Raw genomic sequence first — 3,852 nt, forward strand, 5'->3', positions numbered from 1 at the left:
CGCGGCCGGTATCTTCCGGTACTTCGCCACCCTCGCCGAGTACCTTGAGCATGAGGATGTCCGCCCCTTCCCGCGCGGCGGCGGCGAGTCAGTAGTGCGGCGCGACCCGCTGGGAGTCTGCGCGCTGATCGCGCCGTGGAACTTCCCCATCAACCTGGTGGTCATCAAACTGGCGCCGGCTCTGCTGGCAGGCTGCACCGTGGTGATCAAGCCGGCGTCGCCCACGCCGCTGTCCATCCGGGTGATTGTCGAGGCCGTCGCCGCGGCCGGGGTTCCGGCGGGCGTGGTCAACCTGGTAACCGGCTCCGGCCGGCTGGGGGATCAGCTGGTGAAGCACCCGGGCGTCGATAAGGTGGCGTTCACGGGATCGACGCCGGTGGGCCGGAAAATTGCCGCGGCCTGCGGGGAACTGCTGCGTCCGGTCACGCTGGAGCTGGGCGGGAAGTCCAGCGCCATTGTGCTCCCTGATGCGGATCTGGACGCGATGTCCAAGGTGCTGATCCGCTCGTCGATGCGCAACACCGGCCAGACCTGCTACATCTCGACCCGGATCCTGGCGCCCGCGAGCCGTTATGACGAAGTGGTGGAGATGGTCACGGCCACGATTGCGGCCGGAAAGCAGGGTGATCCACTCGAGGCGGACACTGTGTTCGGCCCTTGCGCAACGGAGTCCCAGTACCGGACCGTGCTGGAGTACGTGGAGTCGGGCCTGGCCGACGGCGCGCGGGTCACCACCGGGGGGCGTGCKGCGTCRYTAGGYGGTGGCCTTGAGGGCGGCTATTTCGTGCAGCCCACAGTCTTCGCCGACGTCACTCCGGAGATGCGGATCTCCCGTGAGGAGATCTTCGGCCCGGTCCTGTGCATCCTAAAATACGACGACGCCGATGGCAGTGTTGACGCGGCCATCGCGCTGGCGAACAACACCGAGTTCGGGCTCGGCGGTCTGGTGTTCGGGCAGGACGCGGCGGCTGCTCTGAACGCGGCCGACCGGATGGACACAGGCTCCGTGGGCATTAACTTTTTCGCATCCAACCATGCAGCCCCCTTTGGCGGCCGGCACGATTCCGGCCTTGGCACCGAGTACGGGATTGAAGGCCTGAACGCGTACCTGAGCTACAAGTCCATCCACCGCCGCACGTAGATAGCGGGATGCCCGCGACACGGTGAAGGCATTCGATCCTTTGGGCGGCAGGATCACAGCGGGAATGATGCAACGAGGCGGGCGAGCGGCGGAGGCGCCTGTCCGGCCGGCAAGGCGTCGACCAGCAGTGGCGCGTATCGGACCTTGTTGCCGCTGCGTCCACCGAAGAACCGGCGCAACTGCGCCGTTATTGGCCGCTCTCGCAGTGACGGCTGGCGTTGCAGGAGCCGGAACGACGCGAGCTCGCCTTGAGCGGCGATGACTTTGAGCACGGCATCGATCCCCAGACAGCGGATGAGTTCGTCCTCCAGATCGGCGTGACAGACGTGGAACCCAAGCTCGGCCAGCGAACCGGGCCCGATACCTGCCCGGCCGAGCGCGCGGGCGATGCCACGGGATTCCCCTGCATCACACAGGCCCAACAACCGGTGGCCTGCGCCATTCGGTCCGTAGCGGTCGAGGAAGTGGACGATGCTGGTCGCGCCTCCCATCGGCACGACCGACACCCGCAAGGCTGCCAGGTCATGGCCACGGCGGAAGGCCAGCGCCTCAACCGCAAGCCGGTCACTCTCACCCTCGACCAACACCGTCGTCGCCTGCATGGAACCAGTATGCCGAACGCATTGTCTGGTCGCGGGCTCCTCGCCGGACACGCAGAAGGTGGTCAGGCCGCGGACACGTCGACCAGGACCTTCCCGACGAAGCCTTGTTCTACGGCGTCGTGCGCTGCCGCGGTTTCCTCGAGTCGAAAGCGGGTGAGGGGCAGTCCGTGCTCATCGCCGACCCGCAATGCCCCCGCTTTCAGCGCATCGGCGACGGCGGCGACGGCCGCCGCCTTCTGCTGCTCCGTCACGGTGTACGTGAGGATGAACTGGAATTGGACGTTCTTGCCCATGCTCTCGCGAATGGGAATGGCCAAGGATTCGCCGGGGTTGGCAGCATAAATGGAAATGGTTCCGCCCGGCTTCACCACCTTGAGGTCATTGCCGATGTTCGCCGGAGCATTGACGTCGACGATCGTGTCAACGCCTCCAGGGGCTGCCTCGTGCACGGCCTGTGGGACGTCGGCAGTGCGGTAGTTGATCACACTGTGCGCGCCGGCCCGGCGGGCAAGTTCACCTTTCCGCTCCCCGCTCACGGTCGCGATGACGGTTGCCCCGGCCCAGCGGGCGAGCTGAATGGCCGCGTGCCCGACCGCACCCGCGCCACCGGTGACCAGCACCACCCGCCCTTCCAGGGCGCCCGGCGAAAGCCTGGCCGGGCCGTCCTGGCTGGAGGTCAGTGCACGATGTGCCGTCAGTGCCGGGATCCCCAGGGATGCGCCCGTGTCGAAGGACTCCATCTCTGGAAGGGCAACGGCCTGCGCGGCCGGCACCACCACGTACTCCTGGGCGGTGCCCTCGGTGCCGCCCCAGGCGACGTCCCAGAGCCAAACACGATCGCCGACGGACAGCCCCGGCACGCCGGATCCAAGCTCGTCGATAACGCCGGCACCATCCTGGTTCGGCACTTTTGGTGCCTCCAGCCTGCTTCCGCTCCCGCCGGCGGCCCGGGACTTCCAGTCGGTGGGATTGACCCCGGAGACCACCACCCGGACTCTGACCTGGCCCGGTCCGGGTACCGGCAGTGGCCTGTCCTGGAGGGTCATCACGGACGATGGCCCTGTCTTTTCGTACACGATGGCCTTCACTGTTACTCCGCTTCTTCGGATTCCATAGGGGGAAGGGATGAGAGCGCCGTGAGAACCTGGGGGTTCTCCTGGTCGCCATGATGGCTCGGATACCTCTGACGTCAATTGAGGCGCTTGATCCCACGCTAACGCAAAAGGGGAAATGGGCGGATCAGGTCAAATGGTCGAAGTCGCCGCGCGCCCAAGCAGCGTGCCGTTGGGCGGAATCGTGCAGAACGGCCTTGGCGCCGGACGCGATGACATTGTTGAAGTTGCCGTAGATCCGGTCGAAGTTGAGCTCTCCCAGCTGCGCGGCGATTCGCACCGCCACCGCGCCGGATAGCGGCACGTGGTTAGGGTAGCTGCGCATGAAGGCGATCGAGCGACGGTCTGGATTCGGATACACGCTGTCACCGGTCAGCAAAACTCCTTTGCCGCCGGCGCCTGCAGCCCAGTGCACCACTGCGCTGCCCGGGAAATGGCCCCCGGTCTGGTGCAGGGTCAACCCTTCGGCGATAGGTTTTCTGCCGGACCAGTATTTAATGAGCGGATCATTGCGCCCCAGCCATCGCCGGTCTGCATCCGCCACAAGTACGGGGACGCCGCCGAGCCGATGCGACCATTCGACCTGCACACCGAACATGTGTGGATGGCTGGCGGCGATCGCCAGGACCGGGCCCCGCTCGAGCACTGCCTTCGCAGCGCCGTCGTCGACATATCCGACCGGATCCCACAACAGCGAACCCTCGTGTGTCGCCACAAGCTGGGCGGTCTGGCCGATCCCGACTTTTGGCTCTGTCCGGATCCCGACAAGGCCCGGCTCGTTCTCCGTCAACACCGTTCGCTGGTCCTCCTGCGCCAGCCCGTCCAGTGTGAGCCACTTTTGTCCGTCCTCGGGTACATACTGCCGCTCGTCGGTGCAGATCGGGCAAACGTCCGGGGCAGGTTCGTCGCGTTCCACGGCGCAGGTTGCGCAGATCAGCATGGTGGGTCCCTTCGAATGCCTTGTGTCCTGCTCCTCTTGCCCACCGTAAGCGTGCCC

At 66.1% G+C, this 3,852-nt stretch carries 4 protein-coding genes; 1 reads left to right on the forward strand and 3 read right to left on the reverse strand.

Features of this window, described 5'->3' with window-relative positions; genetic code table 11:
- On the forward strand, positions 1–1,141 hold a 1,141-nt coding region (locus AC1DHX_RS20365), incomplete at its 5' end, for an aldehyde dehydrogenase family protein (RefSeq protein ID WP_476900432.1).
- A gap of 53 nt (positions 1,142–1,194) precedes the next feature.
- Here the strand turns inward: AC1DHX_RS20365 and AC1DHX_RS20370 are convergent.
- The 3 genes from AC1DHX_RS20370 to AC1DHX_RS20380 form a co-directional block, all read right to left on the reverse strand.
- Positions 1,195–1,743, reverse strand: a complete 549-nt coding sequence (locus AC1DHX_RS20370; protein WP_476858713.1) for a TOPRIM nucleotidyl transferase/hydrolase domain-containing protein — start codon at positions 1,741–1,743, stop codon at positions 1,195–1,197.
- Positions 1,744–1,805: 62 nt separating this feature from the next.
- Entirely contained in the window at positions 1,806–2,831 is a 1,026-nt protein-coding gene (locus AC1DHX_RS20375; protein ID WP_476858712.1) for an NADPH:quinone reductase, read from the reverse strand.
- A gap of 151 nt (positions 2,832–2,982) precedes the next feature.
- Positions 2,983–3,795, reverse strand: a complete 813-nt coding sequence (locus AC1DHX_RS20380; protein WP_476858711.1) for an MBL fold metallo-hydrolase — start codon at positions 3,793–3,795, stop codon at positions 2,983–2,985.
- Between the last annotated feature and the right edge of the window lie 57 nt (positions 3,796–3,852).

The sequence above is a fragment of the Arthrobacter sp. 05N33_2 genome (assembly GCF_056397425.1).